Origin of the sequence: Pseudomonas sp. Sample_24 (assembly GCF_004307605.1) — a bacterium.
In the GTDB taxonomy this organism is placed as follows: Bacteria; Pseudomonadota; Gammaproteobacteria; order Pseudomonadales; family Pseudomonadaceae; genus Aquipseudomonas.
Window position 1 is genome coordinate 1 of the sequence record NZ_RCNW01000068.1, and the last position, 17,937, is coordinate 17,937.

The 17,937-nt window shown below is 61.3% G+C and carries 16 protein-coding genes; 11 read left to right on the forward strand and 5 right to left on the reverse strand.

The annotated features are described in order from the left end of the window. On the reverse strand, positions 1 to 432 hold a 432-nt coding region (locus D8V06_RS03050), incomplete at its 3' end, for an amino acid permease (RefSeq protein ID WP_130930418.1). Between the two features lie 398 nt (positions 433 to 830). On the opposite strand from D8V06_RS03050, the gene kdpF reads away from it, so the two are divergent. The 6 genes from kdpF (at position 831) to D8V06_RS03080 (ending at position 8,988) form a co-directional block, all read left to right on the forward strand. Further along, a complete protein-coding gene (kdpF, locus tag D8V06_RS03055) occupies positions 831 to 920 on the forward strand; it encodes a K(+)-transporting ATPase subunit F (protein ID WP_007899818.1) in 90 nt (29 codons plus the stop codon). An 8-nt stretch (positions 921 to 928) separates the two neighbouring features. Next, positions 929 to 2,623 (forward strand): potassium-transporting ATPase subunit KdpA, encoded by a 1,695-nt coding sequence (gene kdpA / locus D8V06_RS03060; protein WP_130930419.1) that lies wholly within the window; start codon positions 929 to 931, stop codon positions 2,621 to 2,623. Positions 2,624 to 2,639: 16 nt separating this feature from the next. Next, complete coding sequence (gene kdpB, locus D8V06_RS03065) at positions 2,640 to 4,700, forward strand: potassium-transporting ATPase subunit KdpB (protein WP_177434339.1); 2,061 nt, start codon at positions 2,640 to 2,642, stop codon at positions 4,698 to 4,700. 199 nt (positions 4,701 to 4,899) lie between these two features. Then, positions 4,900 to 5,445, forward strand: coding sequence for a potassium-transporting ATPase subunit KdpC (kdpC, locus tag D8V06_RS03070; protein WP_130930421.1), 546 nt, complete (start codon positions 4,900 to 4,902; stop codon positions 5,443 to 5,445). A gap of 130 nt (positions 5,446 to 5,575) precedes the next feature. Beyond that, complete coding sequence (locus tag D8V06_RS03075) at positions 5,576 to 8,221, forward strand: sensor histidine kinase KdpD (protein ID WP_056856422.1); 2,646 nt, start codon at positions 5,576 to 5,578, stop codon at positions 8,219 to 8,221. Between the two features lie 68 nt (positions 8,222 to 8,289). Further along, positions 8,290 to 8,988: a response regulator gene (locus D8V06_RS03080; RefSeq protein WP_056856421.1), complete on the forward strand. Its 699-nt coding sequence runs from the start codon at positions 8,290 to 8,292 to the stop codon at positions 8,986 to 8,988. Between the two features lie 276 nt (positions 8,989 to 9,264). Here the strand turns inward: D8V06_RS03080 and D8V06_RS03085 are convergent, their stop codons facing one another. Next, positions 9,265 to 10,305, reverse strand: a complete 1,041-nt coding sequence (locus D8V06_RS03085) for a patatin-like phospholipase family protein (protein WP_130904100.1) — start codon at positions 10,303 to 10,305, stop codon at positions 9,265 to 9,267. A 221-nt stretch (positions 10,306 to 10,526) separates the two neighbouring features. Here D8V06_RS03085 and D8V06_RS03090 point away from each other — a divergent pair, with 221 nt between their 5' ends. The 3 genes from D8V06_RS03090 to D8V06_RS03100 all read left to right on the forward strand — a co-directional run bounded on the left by D8V06_RS03090 (position 10,527) and on the right by D8V06_RS03100 (position 12,626). Then, the gene (locus D8V06_RS03090) at positions 10,527 to 10,805 is read left to right on the forward strand and encodes a hypothetical protein (RefSeq protein WP_056856419.1); all 279 of its coding nucleotides are present in this window, start codon (positions 10,527 to 10,529) and stop codon (positions 10,803 to 10,805) included. A 45-nt stretch (positions 10,806 to 10,850) separates the two neighbouring features. After that, positions 10,851 to 11,618, forward strand: a complete 768-nt coding sequence (locus tag D8V06_RS03095) for a CHAD domain-containing protein (RefSeq protein WP_056856418.1) — start codon at positions 10,851 to 10,853, stop codon at positions 11,616 to 11,618. Positions 11,619 to 11,828: 210 nt separating this feature from the next. Then, positions 11,829 to 12,626 carry a thioesterase family protein gene (locus D8V06_RS03100; protein WP_130930422.1) on the forward strand — a complete coding sequence of 266 codons (798 nt, stop codon included), beginning with the start codon at positions 11,829 to 11,831 and terminating at the stop codon, positions 12,624 to 12,626. On the opposite strand, the gene D8V06_RS03105 is transcribed toward D8V06_RS03100, so the two are convergent. From D8V06_RS03105 to D8V06_RS03115, 3 genes are all read right to left on the reverse strand, one after another. After that, positions 12,627 to 12,992 carry an Mpo1-like protein gene (locus D8V06_RS03105; RefSeq protein ID WP_056856416.1) on the reverse strand — a complete coding sequence of 122 codons (366 nt, stop codon included), beginning with the start codon at positions 12,990 to 12,992 and terminating at the stop codon, positions 12,627 to 12,629. Positions 12,993 to 13,138: 146 nt separating this feature from the next. Next, a complete protein-coding gene (locus D8V06_RS03110; protein ID WP_130930423.1) occupies positions 13,139 to 14,620 on the reverse strand; it encodes a methyl-accepting chemotaxis protein in 1,482 nt (493 codons plus the stop codon). 84 nt (positions 14,621 to 14,704) lie between these two features. Continuing rightward, entirely contained in the window at positions 14,705 to 15,511 is an 807-nt protein-coding gene (locus tag D8V06_RS03115; RefSeq protein WP_130930424.1) for a TatD family hydrolase, read from the reverse strand. A gap of 234 nt (positions 15,512 to 15,745) precedes the next feature. Here D8V06_RS03115 and D8V06_RS03120 point away from each other — a divergent pair, with 234 nt between their 5' ends. Next, on the forward strand, positions 15,746 to 17,167 hold the full coding sequence (locus tag D8V06_RS03120) for a transglycosylase SLT domain-containing protein (RefSeq protein ID WP_130930425.1): 1,422 nt from the start codon (positions 15,746 to 15,748) through the stop codon (positions 17,165 to 17,167). A 103-nt stretch (positions 17,168 to 17,270) separates the two neighbouring features. Beyond that, positions 17,271 to 17,705 (forward strand): DoxX family protein, encoded by a 435-nt coding sequence (locus D8V06_RS03125; RefSeq protein ID WP_056856413.1) that lies wholly within the window; start codon positions 17,271 to 17,273, stop codon positions 17,703 to 17,705. The last annotated feature ends 232 nt before the right edge of the window (positions 17,706 to 17,937 follow it).

Genomic DNA, 17,937 nt, shown 5'->3' on the forward strand with positions numbered 1-17,937 from the left:
CGCGGCCAGTTTCACCCCGAGAATGTTCAGGCCCATGAATACGATATACGCGCCGACCGCTGCGTGTTTCGGGTCGAGCGCCGGAAACTGCACATTCAAGTAAGCGCCAATCGCCAGAGCAATTGCCGGCGGCGCGAAGACAAACTCGATCAGCGTGGCCAGTCCGGCGATCAATCCGCCTTTTTCGCCAAACGCGCGGCGGCTGTAGGCAAACGGCCCGCCGGCATGGGGAATCGCGGTGGTCAGTTCGGTGAAACTGAAGATGAAGCAGGTGTACATGGTCGCGACCATGAACGAGGTCACCAGAAAACCCAGCGTACCGGCCACGCCCCAGCCGTAAATCCAGCCGAAATATTCCCCGGAAATCACCAGCCCTACGGCAATGCCCCACAGGTGCAGCGTGCCCAGCGTGGGTTTGAGTTGTGTGTTCATGCGCTTGCTCCCGCAATGGTTGGAAAGCTCGGGGAGGGCGTGTGCAGTGGGCGTGCCATCACCGTGAAACAAGTCGTAATAAGTTGAAAGCTGTCGTATCGGGGATGTTCGGCTGGGGATAGCTGCTTTTTGTGCGCCAGTTGGGTGCGATGTTGTCGGTGATGCCGTCTTCGCGAGCAGGCTCGCTCCCACATTTTGAAATGCGTTGCCCCTGTGGGAGCGAGCCTGCTCGCGAAGGCGCCAACCCAAACACCACGAAACTCAGCCGTAAAGCCCGCATAAACCCACTCTTTACGCTTTCTTTATGACCCACGCCGCGCCTCGCTCTCGTTCCTTTACAGCCTCCTTCCCGACAATCAGCGCACACACGGCAATACGCCGTTACACGGAGATCTTCCATGAGCGTTCTGGACGGGGTGTCACTGCTGTTGGCAGTGGGGCTGTTCATTTATCTGTTGGTTGCGCTGTTGCGCGCGGACCGGAACTAGGAGCGGCTATGCACAGTTATGACTATTGGCTGATCCTTGCGTTTTTTGCGGTGGTATTGGTTCCGGCGCCGTTTCTGGGGCGCTTCTATTACAAGGTGATGGAAGGCCAGCGCACGTGGCTGACGCCGGTGCTCGGGCCGGTGGAGCGCGGGTGCTATCGCGTGGCGGGTGTCGATCCGCATTCCGAGCAGAGCTGGCAGAAGTACACCCTGGCCTTGCTGGCTTTCAACCTCGCGGGCTTCTTGTTGCTGTTCGCGATTTTGCTGTTTCAGGATCACTTGCCACTCAACCCGCAGAACCTGCCGGGCCAGGAGTGGACACTGGCGTTCAACACCGCCGTCAGCTTCATGACCAACACCAACTGGCAGGCTTACAGCGGTGAAGCATCGCTGAGCTACCTGAGCCAGATGGTCGGCCTCACCGTGCAGAACTTCGTGAGTGCCGCCACCGGTCTGGCGGTGCTGGTTGCGCTGTGCCGCGGCATCGGTCGCAAGTCCACTGCATCGCTGGGTAATTTCTGGGTCGACATGACCCGCGCCACGCTCTACGGCTTGCTGCCGCTGTGCCTGCTGCTGGCGTTGTACCTGGTGTGGCAAGGCGTGCCGCAAACCTTCGCGCAATACGTGAACGCGGTGACCCTGCAGGGCGTTGATCAAGTGATCCCGCTCGGCCCGGCCGCCAGCCAGATTGCGATCAAGCAGTTGGGCACCAACGGGGGTGGCTTCTTCGGCGTCAACTCGGCGCATCCGTTCGAGAACCCGACGGCGTGGAGCAACCTGTTTGAAATGGCCTCAATCATTCTGATCCCGGTCGCCCTGGTGTTCACGTTCGGCCATTACGTGAAGGACTTGCGTCAGAGCCGCGCGATCATCGCCTGCATGCTGGCGCTGTTCCTGATCGGCGGCGCGACTTCAATGTGGGCGGAATACCAACCGAACCCGAGCTTGAACAACGTCGCCGTCGAACAGACCGCGCCGCTGGAAGGCAAGGAAGCGCGCTTCGGCACCACCGCCACCGTGCTGTGGTCGGTGACCACCACCGCGGCATCCAACGGTTCGGTCAACGGCATGCACGACAGCCTCAACCCGCTGAGCGGGATGGTGGCGCTGGTCAACATGATGGTCGGCGAAGTGATCTTCGGCGGCGTTGGTGCCGGGCTCTACGGCATGTTGCTCAACGTGCTGATCGCGGTGTTCCTCGCCGGCCTGATGATTGGTCGCACTCCGGAATACCTCGGCAAGAAGCTGCAAGCCAGGGAAGTGCAGCTGTTGGTGGTGACCTTAATGGTCATGCCGATCGGCGTGCTGGTGCTCGGCGCGATTGCCGCCAGCCTGCCCGGCCCGGTGGCCTCGGTGAGCAACCCCGGCGCCCACGGTTTCAGTCAGTTGCTCTACGCCTACACCTCGGCCAGTGCCAACAACGGTTCGGCGTTCGGTGGCTTCGGTGCCAACACCCCGTTCCACAACCTGATGCTGGGCCTGGGCATGTTGATCGGTCGCTTCGGCTACATCCTTCCGGTGCTGGCATTGGCCGGCAGCCTGGCGCTGAAGAAAACCGCACCCATCGGCCAGAACAGTTTTCCGACCCACGGCCCGCTGTTCGTGACCCTGTTGACCGTGACCATTTTGCTGGTGGGTGGTTTGACCTTCCTGCCGACCCTGGCACTGGGGCCTATTGCTGAACACCTGAGTATGGGCTTCTAAGGAATCCATCATGAATATGCATGTTCCAGCTTCAAAACCTGCATCACCGACCCAGTCGGCCGAAGCACCGAAAACCGCGATCTCGGCCCTCTGGCGCCCGGCGCTGGTGCAAGCCTTCGTCAAGCTCGACCCACGGCAATTGCAACGTGCGCCAGTGATGTTGGTGGTCGAACTGACCGCGGTCCTCACCACCGTGTTGTGCTTCATTCCAGACGCGGCGGTGCCGACCTTCGTCGCTGCGCAAATTGCCGTGTGGCTGTGGTTCACCGTGTTGTTCGCCAACTTTGCCGAGGCCCTGGCCGAAGGTCGCGGCAAGGCTCGCGCCGACAGCCTCAAGGCCGGCAGCGAAGGCTTGAGCGCCCGGCGTAAAACCAGCAATGGCAGCTTCCAGGTGGTGCCCGCCGCCAGCCTGCGCCAAGGCGATGTGGTGCGCGTCGAAGCGGGGGAGATGATTCCCGGTGACGGCGAGGTGATCGAAGGCATCGCGGCAGTGAACGAAGCGGCGATCACCGGTGAGTCGGCGCCGGTGATTCGCGAGTCCGGTGGCGACCGCTCGGCCGTCACCGGCAACACGCGGCTGGTGTCTGACTGGCTGCTGGTGAAGATCACCGCCAACCCCGGTGAGTCGACGCTGGATCGGATGATCGCCCTGGTTGAAGGCGCCAAGCGCCAGAAAACCCCGAACGAAGTGGCGCTGGACATCCTGCTGATCGGCCTGACCCTGATCTTCCTGTTGGTGGTGGTCACCCTGCAACCGTTCGCCCACTTTGCCAACGGCAGCCTGCCGCTGGTGTTTCTGGTGGCGCTGTTGGTCACGCTGATTCCGACCACCATCGGCGGTCTGCTGTCGGCCATCGGCATTGCCGGTATGGACCGCCTGGTGCGCCTGAACGTGATCGCCAAATCCGGGCGCGCCGTGGAAGCGGCGGGGGACGTGCACGTGCTGTTGCTGGACAAGACCGGCACCATCACCTTCGGTAACCGTCGTTGCACGGCAGTGGTTGCGGCCCCAGGCGTGAGTAGCCAGGAGCTGGCCGAAGGAGCGTTGTTCGCATCTCTGGCCGATGACACGGCCGAGGGCAAATCCATCGTCGAGTTCCTGCGCGGCTCCCAGCCACAAGCGGAGCCAGCTGCCGAGTTGCTGACCGCGGTGCCGTTCAGCGCCGAGACGCGGTTGTCCGGTGTCGACTATCACGGCCGCGTTTACCGCAAAGGCGCGGTGGATTCGCTGCTGACCTTCATCGGTATGAAACGTGCTGACCTGGCACCGGCCCTGTCGCGGGAAATCGACAAGATCGCGCAAAGTGGCGGCACGCCGTTGCTGGTCTGCGTCGACGGCAAATTGCTCGGTGCGATCCACCTCAAGGACGTGGTCAAACCCGGCATTCGTGAGCGTTTCGCCGAGTTGCGCAAACTGGGGATCCGCACGGTCATGGTCACCGGCGACAACCCGCTGACCGCTGCCGCCATCGCTGCTGAAGCGGGTGTGGACGACGTGCTGGCCGAAGCCACCCCGGAGAAAAAACTGGCGCGCATTCGTCACGAACAAAATGACGGTCGCCTGGTCGCCATGTGCGGCGACGGTGCCAACGATGCCCCGGCCCTGGCTCAGGCGGACGTCGGCATGGCGATGAACGACGGCACGCAAGCGGCGCGCGAAGCGGCCAACATGGTCGATCTCGACAGCGACCCGACCAAGCTGCTGGACGTGGTGCAGATCGGCAAGGAATTGCTGGTGACCCGCGGCGCGCTGACCACGTTCTCCATCGCCAACGACGTGGCCAAGTACTTCGCGATTTTGCCGGCGCTGTTTGCGGCGATCTACCCGCAATTGGGCGTGCTGAACGTCATGCACTTGAGCAGTCCGCAGAGCGCGATTCTCTCGGCCATCGTGTTCAACGCGTTGATCATCGTGGTGCTGATTCCATTGGCGTTGCGCGGTGTGCGCGTGCAGGCAGCCAGTGCGGCGGCGTTGCTGCGGCGCAATCTGCTGATCTACGGGCTGGGCGGGATTCTGGTGCCGTTCGTGGGCATCAAACTCATCGACATGCTGTTGACGGCGTTGCATCTGGTTTAGCGGGTAGCGGGAGGCTGGAGAGGGGCTTTTTGTGGCGAGGGAGCTTGCTCCCGCTGGCTGCGAAGCAGCCCCGACCCAGTCACCGCATTTGATCATGCACATCACACTTAGCCGATTTACGACTGCTTTGCAGCCGAGCGGGAGCAAGCTCCCTCGCCACAGGTGAAGTGTTGTTTTTAGAGAATTCGAGGATTTTGACATGTCCACAATGATACGCCCGGCCCTGAGCCTGTTGGTCTTGATGACCCTGATCACCGGCGTCGCCTATCCCTTGGTAGTTACCGGTGTCGCCCAGGTGGCTTTCCCGGATCAGGCCAATGGCAGCCTGTTGCGCGATGCCGACGGCAAGGTCCGTGGCTCGTCGCTGATCGCCCAGGATTTTGTCGGCGATGCCTGGTTCCACCCACGGCCATCGGCCGCTGCCTTTGCCACGGTGTCGAGCGGTGCGAGCAACCTGGCGCCGAGTAACCCGGCCCTGGCCACTCGCGTGATCGACGATGCCAACAAGCTGCTGGTGCCCGGCCAGGGTCCGGTGCCGTTGGCCATGCTCACCACGTCCGGCAGCGGGCTCGATCCACACTTGCCACCGGCCGCGATTGCCTATCAACTGGCGCGTGTCGCGGCGGCGCGCAACCTGCCGGTCGCGACCCTGCAAAACCTGCTGGACGCGCACATCGAGCAACCGCTGATAGGCCCGCCGGTGGTGAATGTGCTTGAGTTGAATCGGGCGCTGGAAAGCCTGTAGAAGATGATCATTCCCACGCTCTGCGTGGGAATGCATCAATGGACGCTCTGCGTCCGCTTTTGGGGACGCAGAGCGTCCCGGGCTGCATCCCCACGCAGAGCGTGGGAACGATCATTAGAGAGATCCATACATGAGCAACTCCGGCCGCGCCGACGCGCTGTTAGCAGACCTGCCCCGCGATGGCCGTGGCCGGCTCAAGGTATTCCTCGGCGCCGCGCCCGGTGTTGGCAAAACCTACGCCATGCTGCAAGCGGCCCACACCCAACTGCGCCAGGGTGTGAAAGTGATTGCCGGCGTGGTCGAAACCCACGGCCGGGCCGAAACCGAAGCGCTGTTGGGCGGCTTGCCGCAGCAGCCTTTGGTGCGTTCGGAATACCGTGGCGTGATGCTCGAGGAAATGGACCTCGATGGGTTGCTGGCCGCCAAACCCAAACTGGTGTTGGTGGATGAGTTGGCCCACACCAATGCCCCCGGTAGCCGTCACGAAAAACGCTGGCAAGACATTCAGGAGTTGCTCGCCGCCGGTATCGACGTGTTCACCACCGTCAACGTCCAGCACCTGGAAAGCCTCAACGATCAGGTGCGCGGTATCACCGGTGTACAGGTGCGCGAAACCCTCCCGGATTGGGTCCTGCAAGAAGCCTTCGAGCTATTGCTGATCGACCTGCCGCCACGGGAACTGCTGGAGCGCCTGCGCGATGGCAAGGTCTACGTGCCGGAGCAGGCGAGGGCGGCCATCGATGCGTTTTTTACCCAGACCAACCTGACAGCACTGCGCGAATTGGCGATGCAAACGGCCGCCGCCCAGGTCGATAACGACTTGACCCAGGGTTATCGGCAGATGGGGCAAGCGGCGCCGACGGTGCGTGGTCGGCTGTTGGTGGGTGTCGATGGCGATGCCCAGGCGGAACGGCTGGTTCGTCACGCCAGCCGCGTCGCCCAGCGTCGGCATCTGCCGTGGAGCCTGGTGCATGTGGACAACGGCAGCGTGCGCGACGAGCAATCACGCCTGCGCCTGCAAAGTGCTCAGCAACTGGCTGAACGCCTGGGCGGGGAAGTAGTGCTGTTGCGCGCCGGTGAGGTGGCGAAAACCCTGATCCAGCATGCCGCCGAACGCCGCGCCAGCCTGGTATTGGTCGGCCAGTCGCGGCCACGTTTGCGCCGCCGTCTGTTCGGTGGCGGCTTGGCGGCGCGGTTGTTGCGCCATGCCCGCGGGCTGGAAATCAACGTCATCGACAGCGATCACGAGCAGCATCAGCCACGTCAGCGTTCAATGCAGGCGCTGGTGTGGTTCGACTATGCCCTGGCCATTGTGGCGACGGTGTCGGCCACTGCCTTGGCCTGGGCGGTCGCGAGCGTTTTGCCGTTGCCGAACATCTCGCTGGTGTTCCTTGCGGCAGTGCTTCTGGTGGCGGTGCGCAGCAGTCTCGGTCCGGCGCTGGTCTGTGCGGCGCTGTCGTTTCTGACCTATGACTTTCTGTTCATCCCACCGAACTTTTCCTTCAGCATCCAGCGCGAAGAAGACGTGCTGACCTTGCTGTTTTTCCTGTTGATGGCGGCCCTCACCGGCAACCTCGCAGCGCGCCAGCGGCGACAACTGCAGGCGCTGCGCGACACCCAGGAAGAAACCACGGAACTGCTCGACCTGTCGCGCAAACTGACCGCCGCCACAGATCGCCAGGCGGTGGTCAGCGCTGCCGCCCAGCACCTCAATGGCTGGAGCGATTTGCAGTTGTGCCTGCTCAATCGCGACGGCCCGAGTGGCTGGAAAGTCGAAACCGGTGGTCCGCTGGAATTCACCGAAGCCGAACGCGCTGCCGCCGACTGGGCGTGGCAACACGATCAGCCTGCTGGCGCGGGCACCGGAACGTTGCCGTTCGGGCGTTGGTGGTGGTGGCCGTTGTCGGTAGAGGATGGGCCGCTGGCGTTGCTGGGTGTCTGCGCAAAAGAAGGCCAGACCCTCAGCGGCCAGCGTCGCCGGTTGTTGACTGCGCTGAGCCAGCCGCTGGCACAGGCGCTGGCGCGTGCGCAATTGGCGGATGATCTGGAAGCGGCGCGGTTGCACGGCGAAACCGAGCAATTGCGCAGTGCCTTGCTGGCGTCGGTGTCCCACGATTTGCGTACGCCGCTGACCTCCATGCGCGGCAGCATCGACAGTCTGCTGGCGCTCGGCGAAGCGATCCCGCTGGAAGATCGCCGGGAATTGCTTGAAGGCACCCGCGATGAAGCCGAACGGCTCGATCGCTACATTCAGAATCTGCTGGACATGACCCGACTCGGTCACGGCGCGTTGAAACTGGCGCGGGACTGGGTATCGCCGGCCGACATCGTCGGCAGTTCGCTCAGCCGCTTGCGTGCGGTCCTCGCACCGCTGCAAGTCAGCACTGATGTGCCGGCGCAGTTGCCGCTGCTTTACGTGCATGCCGCGCTGATCGAGCAGGCGCTGATCAACGTGATGGAGAACGCCGCGCGCTTTTCACCGCCCCACGGACGTTTGCAATTGCGCGCCGGAGTGGACGACAACGAGCTGTTTTTCTCGGTCAGTGACGAAGGTCCGGGAATTCCGGAGGAAGATCGGGAAAAGATTTTCGACATGTTCTACACCGCTGCACGCGGCGATCGAGGCGGGCAGGGCACCGGTCTGGGCCTGGCGATTTGCCAGGGCATGGTGGGCGCCCATGGCGGACGAATCAGCGTTGCCGATGGCATTGAAGGGCGCGGCACCTGTATCACCTTGCACTTGCCCTTGCAGGCTCAGCCGGCCTTTGAAAATTAACAGCCGACTGTGAAGCCTGATCGTGCTTGCGCTACTCTCTTGCCACTTATTTGTATTGATGTGAATTCATGAGCCAGACCGCGACCATCCTGGTCATCGACGACGAACCGCAAATCCGCAAATTCCTGCGTATCAGTCTCGTCTCCCAGGGCTACAAAGTGTTGGAAGCCAGCAACGGGACCGAAGGGTTGGCGCAGGCAGCACTGAACAAGCCGGACCTGCTGGTGCTCGACCTCGGTTTGCCAGACATGGACGGCCAGCAGGTTTTGCGCGAGTTTCGCGAGTGGTCGACGGTGCCGGTATTGGTGCTTTCGGTGCGCGCCGGCGAAGGGCAGAAAGTCCAGGCACTGGATGGCGGCGCCAATGACTACGTGACCAAACCCTTCGGCATTCAGGAGTTCCTGGCGCGAATTCGTGCGCTGTTGCGCCAGGCACCGGTAGGGGAAGCCCAGCAAGCGGCACTGACCTTTGGCCCGCTGACGGTGGATCTGGCCTATCGCCGGGTTCTGCTCGAAGGCGCCGAAGTGGCACTGACCCGCAAGGAATACGCGGTGCTCGCGCAACTGGCTCGGCATCCCGGGCGGGTCATCACCCAACAGCAATTGCTCAAGGATATCTGGGGGCCGACCCATACCGAAGACAGCCATTACTTGCGGATCGTGGTCGGGCATTTGCGGCAGAAACTGGCGGACGACCCGACTCAACCGCGATTCATCGTGACCGAGGCGGGGGTGGGGTATCGGTTGCTGAGTGACGGCAGTCTGTAGTTTTGTGTTGCCTGAGCAGGCCTCATCGCTGGCAAGCCAGCTCCCACAGGATTGGTGTCGTTGCCTGATCGTTCCCACGCTCTGCGTGGGAACGCCGCCAGAGACGCTCCGCGTTCCGCTTTTGGAAGCGACGCGGAGCGTCACGGGATGCATTCCCACGCGGAGCTTGGGAACGATCGACGACAGGATTGGTTTCGTTCACAAAATCTGTGATCACCTTGATAACTGTGGGAGCTGGCTTGCCAGCGATGGGGCCTTCACCGGCACTCGAGAACCTCAGGCATCCCGCTCGCTCTCATAACGGTCCAGCGTATCGCGCGCAATCTCCCGCCCCAGCGCGATCAATTCCGGTGCTTTGTAGAACTCGAAAAACCGGCACACCCGCTTCGGTACGTTGATCAGAATGTCCGGTGGATAGCCGGCAATCTTGTACTGCGCCAACGACGTCTGCATGACCTCGAAACTCTGGTTGATCAAGTCCAGCAAAGACGCCGGGCCGACGTTGTCGATGATGAATGATCCGGTGGCGGACTTCGGCGCGCCGTCACGTTCAGGCGCTGCGGCGGGTTGCTGGGCTTCGGGTTCGGCGGATTCGATCCAGGGATTGATCTCTGCGGCCTCGGCCATCAACGCTTCCTTCTCCAGCAACAGCAATTGTTCGGCTTGCTTGCGCCGGAACGGCATTTTCGAACCCAGTGAATTGAGCAGGCTGTTGAACCGGCTCTTGAAAGCGGCAGGGCGCTCGATCACCGGCAACTGGTAATGACGCTGGTTGGTGGAGTTGAGATTGACCGCGATGATCAAATCGCAATGGCTCGATACCACCGGCACAATCGGCAGCGGGTTGAGAATGCCGCCATCCACCAACATGCGATTGCCTTGCATCACCGGGGTAAACAGGCTGGGAATCGCCGCCGAGGCGCGCATGGCCTGGTGCAGGCAGCCTTCCTGGAACCAGATTTCCTGCTGGTTCGTCAGGTCGGTGGCCACTGCCGTGTAGGGAATGCGCAAGTCTTCGATATTGATCTCGCCGACGATCTTGCGGATCTGCCCAAAGACCTTTTCCCCGCGGATCGCCCCCAGGCGAAAACTGACATCCACCAGACGCAAAACATCGAGGTAATCCAGGCTTTCGATCCAGTCGCGATAATCATCGAGCTTGCCGGCGGCATAGATCCCGCCGACCACCGCTCCCATCGAGCAACCAGCGATACAGGCGATATCGTAACCGCGCCGTTCGATTTCCTGGATCACGCCGATATGCGCATAACCCCGGGCTCCACCCGAGCCCAACACCAGTGCGACACGCTTTTTCATGAATCGCCCTCGTTTGAATGGTTCAACAATGCACCCATCGGGGGGCGCGCTTCAATCGGCAAGGTCGCACGGTGCGGCGAACGCGTCGTTTTTTCGACACTCCAGGGCGGCAGATGATTATTCTTGCCCGCGCTATAGTTTGCGCTGGCGATGAACGGCACTTTTCACGTGCCAGACCGTCCTACCTGCATGACTGTTTTCCTATCTCTGAGGTGTATGTGATGAAAGCCTGGATTTGTGTGCCACTGATTGCCCTGGCACTGGCCGGTTGCGCCGGTAAAACTGCTTATCGCGACAGCTGCGGCAGCAACCTCGATGCCGCCTGGCATGAACTGGACCTGGCCAAGGCTGAAGGTTTCGCCGGGACCGTCAGCTACTCCAAGGCCTTGTCATTGTTGACCGCGGCCAAAACCCAGCAACAATTCGAAGGGTTCGAAGGCTGCGCGAAAAAAGCCGAGAAGGCGCGCTTCTATATTCGTGAGTCACGTGCCGGCCGTTGAGGCATGATGTAAGTCCACGAGGGCATGCGAGTCAGGGAGCAAGCGATGTCGGCAATGGTTGATCGATTGGTGGCCCATGTTCTGGGCCTGGAAGTGCGTCTACTGGCCTGCCAGGCGCGTTTGACTGCCCGGACTGACCCTGAGGCCTTGCACGACTTGCGCACTACCGTGCGCCGTTTGCGCAGCCTTTTGCGGCCGTTGCGCGGACTGCCCGGCGTTGAGCAACTGGAAACAGCGGCGTCGGCCGTGGGCGACCTGACCACCCCCTGGCGTGATCGCGAAGTGCTGGCGGCGTATTTGCTCCAGCACGGTCAACCCGACGCTGCGCAGCGGCGGTTGGCGCAAATGGCCGACGCTTATCCGGCCATTGCGAGCAGTGCCGAACTGGCGCAATTGCTGGTCATCCTTGATGCCTTTCCGCGCTTTCTGCGGGCCTCTCAACGTCAGGGCTTGCTCAAGGGCTTGGGCAAGCGCATCGAGAAACGCCTGGGCAAGCAATGGAAAAAACTCGACCAGGCCCTGCACGATCCCGCCCATGACCGCCATCGCCTGCGCTTGTTGATCAAGCGTGTGCGTTACGGCATCGACGCTTACCCCGAACTGGATCGCTTGCCGAAAGCGGCCATGCCCCGGTTGAAGTCGGCTCAGGGCGCATTGGGCGATTGGCACGACTGCGTGCAATGGCTGGCCATGGCTGAGCAGGAAACGGATTTGCGCCCCTGCGTCGCTGGTTGGCACACCGCCATGGCCCAGGCCGAACAGCGCGCCGACCGAGTGCTGGACAAGCTCAGCGCGGACTGCTTCAAATCCTGAAATCAGTCACTTCCCCCTGTAGGAGCAAAGCTTGCTCGCGATAGCGATCCACCGGACGCCATCGCCGGCAAGCCTCGCTCCTACAAGGCTTGGGATTATACGGGGGGCTTGTGCGGCCCATCTGTCAGTCAATTTGGCCGGAATGTGCGCTGTACAGCCTTCGCCGGCTGGTTAAGATCCCTGCATCCTTTTCCCGATCCTGAGGTTTCCATGCGCTTTTGCGATTTGCTCGACGCCGTCCGCCGCCAACCGTTTGAGCTCACCATCCCGGCCGGGTGGGCTCAGGGACGTGCCAGTTTCGGTGGTTTGGTGGCCGCTTTGCAGTACGAAGCCATGCGCGCAAAAGTCCCGGCGGACCGGCCCGTGCGATCGTTGGCGATCACCTTCGTTGGCCCGGTCGAACCTGAAGTCCCCGTCAGTTTTGAAGTCGACGTGCTGCGCGAAGGCAAAGCCGTCAGCCAGGTGATGGGCCGCGCAATGCAGAAGGGGCAGGTGGTGACGTTGATTCAGGGCAGTTTTGGCGCCTCGCGTCCGTCTGAAGTGTCGGTACAGGCCGAGCCAGCACCCGAGATGAAGCATTGGGACGAGTGCCAGGAGCTGCCCTTCATCGAAGGCGTCATCCCGGAATTCATGCGCCATCTGGCGATGCGCTGGAGTGTCGGCGGGCTGCCGTTCAGCGGCAGCACATCGCGTCAGATGGGGGGCTGGGTGCGCTTGCGTGGTGACGTGAAGGAAGAGGCGATCACTGAATCGCACATTCTGGCACTGGTGGACGCCTGGCCGCCGGCGGTGATGCCTTTCCTGAACAAACCGGCCATGGGCAGCACGCTGACCTGGACCATCGAATTCGTCCAGCCTCTGCTGGAGCTGAGCACCCTGGACTGGTGCAAGTACCTGGTCGAAACCGAATATGCCGCCAACGGTTACGGGCATGCCGCCGCGAAGATGTGGGACGCGCAAGGTCGATTGATTGCCATGAGCCGGCAAACGGTGACGGTGTTCGCCTGATCAGTGACGGCGGTGGCGTTCACGCCAGGCGCGCCACCAGCCGCCGCTGAGGAAAAATCGCGGGAAAGTCAGGAACTGCTCGACCATCAGGCGCGACACAGCGTCTTTTCGGTCGCTGAACGGCTCGGAGGCTTGTGCTTCGAGGCTGTGGCCATGGCGTTGCAGGCCGAGTGCAGCGATCACCCCGATGATGCCAATGGCAAGGTTCGCCAGATTCAGGCTGAACACGCCGCAGACGATCAACAGAAACGCCACGATGAACAGCGGCACGGCAATCAGGTGCAGCACCAGGTTGGCCGGGTGCTGGTGATTGTTCGGGTAGGCACGCCATTGCCAGGCGGGAAGGTTGGGGTGACGTTTGCCCATGATGCTAATCCTCGATCCATGTTGAACACATGATTGAAGAATAGGCCCGGCCCGAGCGGGCGGCGAATCGAGGTTGGCTATGGCCGTGATAGGCGTCATGGGCAAAAAGGATCGCTTGCACCGCAGCGGCCGCAGGCTGCGAGCTTTTAAAGTTTCAATTGCCCGATGGCCTTGCTCAATTCTCCTGCCAGCGCCGCCAGTTCATGACTGGTGGTTGCCGACCCGACGGTCTGCCGCACGGTGTTTTCGGTGACATCGCGGATGCTCACCACCGCCCGGTTCATCTCTTCCGCCACCTGACTCTGCTGCTCGGCTGCCACAGCAATCTGCGTATTGCTTTCACGCATCTGCGCCACCGCACCGGTAATCTGCACCAGGGCGGCGCCGGCCTCCTGCGCCTGTTGCACGCAATCGTCGGCCTTGAACGAGCTCTCCTGCATGAAGTCCACGGCGTCCCGTGTCCCGGCCTGCAACGCTGACACCATCACGGTGATTTCATCTGTCGAAGCCTGCACACGCTTGGCCAGGTTGCGCACCTCATCGGCGACCACCGCAAAGCCACGGCCCATTTCGCCTGCCCGGGCGGCTTCGATGGCCGCGTTCAATGCCAGCAGATTGGTCTGCTCGGCAATGCTGTGAATCACGTTGACCACGCCGTTGATTTTCTGGCTGTCCTCGGCCAGCCGCTGAATCATCTCGGCGGTTTGCTGCACGCCGGTGGACAGCCCGGCTATCGACTTTTGTACGCGCATGACCACTGCTTGCCCACTGCCGGCCAGGGTGTCGGCCGATTGCGACAGGTCGCGTGTGGCGCCGGCGTGTTGGGCGATGTGGTAGACCGTTGCGGTCATTTCGTTGATGGCGGTGGCGGCTTGATCGGTTTCACTTTGCTGGCCGAGCATGCCGTGCTGCACTTCGTTCATGCTTGAAGCCAGTCGTGCGGCGCCCTCATCCAGCTGCTGCGCTGTGCTGGCGACGGTGATGACCACCCGCTGATAACCGGCCTGCATGGCATTGAAGGCGTTTGCCATCTGCCCGACTTCGTCGTTGCAGGCCAGTGGAACCCGGGCCGACAAATCACCGGTTTTTTCCACGTGAAGCATCACGTCCTTCAAGGTGTTGAGTTGGCTGAGCAGGAAACGGATCAACAGCTGCGAGGCTCCGAGCATGACCAGCATCAACACGAACACCGCCACCGCGTAGTGGGCGAATCGCTCGCCGAACACCTGGCTCAGGCTCGGCCCACGGGCAAGCACTGCTACGTGCTGGCCGTCCGCGCGCGTGAACACCTCGGCACCCATCAGCAGATTGTCACCGAACAACGGCATGCCGTTGATCTCGACCCAGCCCTTGGCATCCGCCAGCTCCAGCAGCGGTTGGTCATTGAGCGAGGGGGCTTGCCCGCGATTGAACGTCAGCAGGTTTTCGGCTTTGGGCAGCGCTTGCCCGACCGGCCAGGCAGCCAGTAATCGCGCCTGTGCCTGAGCCGATTCCTGCGCGGCGTGCTGGCGTGCCTGTTGCTCGAGCTGCACGGCGTACAGCACCAGCAGCAGGGTGGTAACGAAGGCGACGGCGTTCACCGCCCAGAATTTGTATTTCAGCGAGATATTGCTAAGCCAGGTACCCATGTAGGTCTTCTCTGATAGCGGAAACAGCATTGGCAAGGTGCCATTATTGTGCCGCTATTGCAGTAAGACAGACCTTGACGCAGATCAAACTAATTTGGGCAATCGGAAAAACGCCCGTGCGCAGGCGGTCGTATGCGCCGCCAGATCTTCCTCGGTTTCGCCCCGATGCAATGCCACCTCGCGCAACACCTCGGTCAGGTACGCCGGTTCGTTGCGGCCATTTTTCGGCTTCGGTCGCAGGCTGCGTGGCAGCAGGTACGGCGCGTCGCTTTCCAGCATCAGGCGTCCGCGCTTGATCTCCTTGACCAATGGGTGCAGGTGCGTGCCCCGGCGCTCATCGCAGATCCAGCCAGTCATGCCGATGTGCAAATCCAGATCGAGGTAGCTGAACAGCGCAGACTTTTCGCCGGTGAAGCAATGCACCACGGCGGCGGGCAGTTGGTCGCGGTAGTCGCGCAGGATTTCCAGCAGACGCTGGCTGGCATCCCGCTCGTGCAGGAACACCGGCAATTGCAGTTCACCGGCCATCGCCAGATGTTCTTCCAGGACTTTTTCCTGTTGTGGCCGTGGCGAGAAATCGCGGTTGAAATCCAGTCCGCATTCACCCACGGCAACCACGTTCGGCTCTTTAAGCAGGCTGCGCAGGCGTCGGGCGCTGTCGGCATTCCAGTCGCTGGCCGAGTGCGGGTGAATACCGGCGGTGGCGAACAGCCGTTGCGCGCTGTCATCCAGTTGCCCGCAGAGTTCGAGCGCTTGCTCGCTGCCTTCGACACTGGTACCGGTCAACACCAATTGGCATACGCCGGCGGCATAGGCACGCTCGAGTACAGCCTGGTGTTTGTCGGCAAAACTGGGGTTGGTCAGGTTGACGCCGATATCGATGAGTTGCATGGTGCTACCTCGGACCAAAGGCCGGAAAGCATATCAGAGCTGTAGATTTATAAGAAAAACCAAGAACTACAACGAGTTATAGCTGTCTTTTGAGCCGCGGGACCGGGCGGGGTGGTCAAGGTTGCCATCACTGTGCCAGTCTTCCGCACTTTGCCAGCGCTCAGGCGCTCAGTTTTTTCGTTTGATTTCATGAAAACACTCATGTGATCAGCCCGAATTCTTTCCGGAGAGTGGATGATTCGTCCCTCGGTTTTGCTATTGCTGTGTTGTTCGCTGCTGCTGCCGATGTCGGCGGTCGCGCGTCTGCCCGGCCCCCTGCAAGCCGTGCCGGCGACTAAGGTCCGAGACTTGACGGAAATTCGCAGCAGTCGAGTGCTGCGGGTGTTGGTCAACCAGAGTCGCAACAGCTCCGGTGAAGTCCAGGGCCAGGCCATCGGCGTCGAATACCATCGCTTGCGCGCCTTTGAGCAATACCTCAATGGTCACGCCCGTGACGGCCAGGAAATCAGCCTCAAGATCATTCCCAAAGCCAAGGACCAACTGCTCGGCGCGTTGCAGCGCGGGGAGGGCGATCTGGTTGCGCCTGGAGAACTGCTCGATTTGCAACCGGGGTTCGCCGTCAGCAGCAGTGAACCGGTGGCCAGGAACATTCCCTTGGTGCTGGTGGGCATCAAGGGTGAGTGCCGCTACACCCGACTTGAACAGCTGTCAGGTAAAACCCTGGCGTTGCCAACGGGCAGCGCCGCCGGGGATGCCATCAGCCAGATCAACCAAAAGCTCGCGCTGCATAAATTGCCTGCGGTCAACATCGAATGGGTCGATCCCAGCCTGGCGGTCGAAGACGTACTGGAAATGGTCCAGGGCGGGATCTTTCATCTGACCATCGTTGAGCAGCCAATCGCCGAACGCTGGGGCAAGATCCTGCCGAAACTGCGCCTGGATCGACAGGTGCTCATCAGCGAGCCGGGTGAAGAGTTCTGGTTCGTGCGTCGCGATGCTTCGATGCTGCGCGCCAGCATTGATCGCTTTCTCACCGGCTACAAAAAACCGTCGGATCAGGATGCGGCCTTCCTGCGCATCTATCGACGCCTGTACCAGGTTCACTACCCACTGGCCAAGGCTGACCGACAACGTCTGGAAAAGCTGCGACCAGTGCTGCAAAAGCATGCCGATGCGCAAAACATGGACTGGTTGAACCTGGCGGCGCTGGCGTTCAAGGAGTCAGGCCTGAAGCCGACGGCGCGCAGTGGCGGTGCGCCGACCGGGCTGATGCAGATCACGCCTTCCGCGGCCCAGCGGGTGGGGGTCAACAATATTCAGGATCTCGATGCCAATGTGCAGGCCGGGGCCAAGTATCTGGCGATGATTCGTCGCAAGTTTTTCGCCAGCCCCAAGCTCAACGAACGCGAGCGAATGGCCTTCGTGCTGGCGGCCTACAACATCGGACCGGAGCGGGTGCAAGGAATGCGTGCCGAGGCACGGCGTCGGGGCCTGAATCCGAACCAGTGGTTTTTCCAGGTCGAGCGCGTTGCCATGGAGCAGGTGGGAATGGGACCTGTCAGCTATGTTAATAGCGTGAACAAGTATTACCTGGCGTTCGATCGGGAGCGGGAGTCGTTGGAGCCCCAGGGGCAGAAGGTTGCCCTTCGTAAGTGATCGAATAAACTGATTGTTAAGGTGGATATTTTGCGCTTTTAACATGAGATTTACTGATTAATATAGCGGCCAACCAACTCACTCTCACAATGGATGACACAGCATGAGCACACTGATCAACAAGGTACTGTTTACCCGCGCTGGCTACGGCCTGACCGTTCTGCGAATTATCGTCGGCATCATCTTCGCTGCCCACGGCTCGCAGAAACTGTTCGGGGCATTTGGTGGCTACGGTCTGGCCGGCACCGCGCAGTACATGGAAAGCATCGGCCTGACGCCAGGCTACCTGATGGCGACGCTGGCAGGTGGTACCGAATTCTTCGCCGGGCTGGCGTTGATCATCGGCTTGCTGGTTCGGCCGGCCGCGCTGGGCCTGACCTTCCTTTCCCTGGTGGCGATCTTCTCGGTGCATATCAGCAACGGCTTGTTCATGGCCAACAACGGTTATGAGTTCGCTCTCGCACTGCTCGGTGGCAGCATCGCGGTACTAATCGAAGGCGCCGGCAAGCTCTCGGCAGACCGCGCCATCGCCGGCTGACCGCTCTGGCTCAAGGCAAAGGCCCGCACAATGAGCATTGTGCGGGCCTTTTTTTGTTACGCGTCATTCTTGACACTGTCCGGTCAGCTTCTCTAGGATGCTGCCCATGCGCCGATTTAAACAGCTACTTGCGGGGCGCCAGGTGACTCATTCAGTTGCCGATAGAAGCTTGAAACAGGCTTCGAAATACCGCTAAAGCGCTGGTTCGGTGTTGCCTCTCACCTGCCATGCA